At 71.5% G+C, this 1,906-nt stretch carries 2 protein-coding genes; both read right to left on the reverse strand.

The genetic code is table 11. From position 1 onward, the window contains the following. Positions 1 to 110 precede the first annotated feature (110 nt). The gene (locus D183_RS0111870) at positions 111 to 839 is read right to left on the reverse strand and encodes a response regulator (protein WP_017909182.1); all 729 of its coding nucleotides are present in this window, start codon (positions 837 to 839) and stop codon (positions 111 to 113) included. Further along, the coding region (locus D183_RS0111875) for a sensor histidine kinase (RefSeq protein ID WP_017909183.1) at positions 829 to 1,906 on the reverse strand (1,078 nt) is incomplete at its 5' end. The genes D183_RS0111875 and D183_RS0111870, both read right to left, overlap by 11 nt.

Consider the following 1,906-nt stretch of genomic DNA (forward strand, 5'->3'; position numbering starts at 1 on the left):
GACCCTTATTTGACACAAGCGGCTTCAGCCGCGACCTGACTTCGCCGGTAATGCCCCGGTCGCGGCTAAAGCCGCTCCTACGCAGATCCAGGCGAGGCCGCCACGACAGATCACGCGGACGGGCACTGCACGCCGATGAAGCGCAGCCCCACGCCCGGCTCGGTGGCGATGTAGCGCGGGGCCACGGCGCTATCGCCGAGTTTCTGCCGCAGCTTGCCGACCAGGATGCGCAGGTAGTGGGTGTCGTCCTGGTGGGTGGGGCCCCATAGTTCGCGCAGCAGTTGCGGTTGCGTCACCACGCGGCCGCTGTGCCGCAGCAGCAGGGCGAGCAGCGCGTACTCCTTGCGACTGAGCGGCAGCGCTTCGCCTTCAAGACGCACTTCGCGCAGGCCCAGGTGGATGTGCAGGTGGCCGTCGTCGAACACCGGCTCGGCCTCGCCGGCCACCGGCTGCATGCGCAGCAGCACGCGGATGCGCGCCATCAGTTCCTGCACGCCGAACGGCTTGGTCACGTAGTCGTTGGCCCCGGCGTCCAGCGCCTGCACCTTTTCGTCCTCGCCGGCGCGCACGGTGAGCATGATCACCGGCACCGACGACCATTGCCGCAGTTCGCGCAGCACGCTGTGCCCGTCCTGGTCGGGCAGGCCGATGTCCAGCACCACCAGTTCGGCGCCGTGCGCGGCCAGTTGCGCCAGGCCGGCGGCGCCGGTGTCGGCCTGCAGCACACGGTAGCCCTGCGCGCGCAGGCTGATGTCGAGGAAACGGCGGATCTGCGGCTCGTCGTCGATGACCAGCACGCGCGGCGGCGGAATCGGATCGGCGTGGGACTCAGTCGGCATCGGGGCGGGACGGCGGCGCGGCGGGTTCGATGAGCGGCAGGGTAATGCGGATCGTGGTGCCGCGGCCATCGGGGCCCGGCAATGCCTCGACGCTGCCACCGTGCGCGCCGATCATGCCCTGGCAGATGGTCAGGCCCAGGCCGGTGCCATGGCGGCCGCGGTCGCCGCGCTCGACGCTGTAGAACATGTCGAAGATGCGCGCGCGCTCGTCCTCGGGAATGCCCGGGCCGCGGTCGCTGATGTCGATGCGCAGGCGGCCCTCGACCATGCCCGCGGCCACCCGGATCGCCGCATCCGCCGGCGAGAACTTGGCCGCGTTCTCCAGCACGTTGAAGATCGCCTGCTCGACCAGCGCCGGGTGCACCCACAGCGTCGGCAGCTCGGCGGCCAGGGCGATGTCCAGGCGCACCTGCGGCTGGTAGCGCTGCAGGCGCCGCGCGGCCGAGCCGATCAGTTCGTCCACGCCGATCCAGTCGCGGTTCAATGTCAGCCCGGTGTGACCAAGCCGGGTCATGTCCAGCAGGTTCTGGATGTAGCGGTCCAGGCGTTCGCCTTCCATCTGGATGGTGTCGAGCAGGCTGCGGCGATCCTCCGCGTCCATCGCCTTGCCGTAGCTGGACAGGCTGCTGGCCGCGCCGATCATCGCCGCCAGCGGCGAGCGCAGGTCATGCGAGACCGAGGACAGCAGGGCCGAGCGCAGCCGCTCGGTCTCGCCGCTGACACGGGCGCTCTCCAGGTCGGCGACCAGCCGCGTGCGCAGCGCGGCCTGGCCGATGTCCTCCACCATCGCCTCGGCCAGGCGCTGCTGCTCCAGGCCCGGGCGCTGCACGCCGGCGCCGAAGCGCAAGCCGACCACGCCGATGGTGCCGCGCTCGTGGCGCACCGGCAGGAACCACCAGCTCGCGCCGGCCAGCGTATCGGTGAAGCGACCGGTGGCCTGGCCGTGGCGCTGCGCCCAGTCGGCGGCGCTGCGGTCCACCGCGGCCATCGTCGGCGCGTAGTCGTCGGCGCCGTCATGCGCGCGCTCCAGCGGCTGCAGGCGCAGCCAGGCCTCGGCGTCGAGCGTG

It is taken from the genome of Xanthomonas sp. SHU 199 (assembly GCF_000364665.1).
Taxonomy (GTDB): domain Bacteria; phylum Pseudomonadota; class Gammaproteobacteria; order Xanthomonadales; family Xanthomonadaceae; genus Xanthomonas_A; species Xanthomonas_A sontii.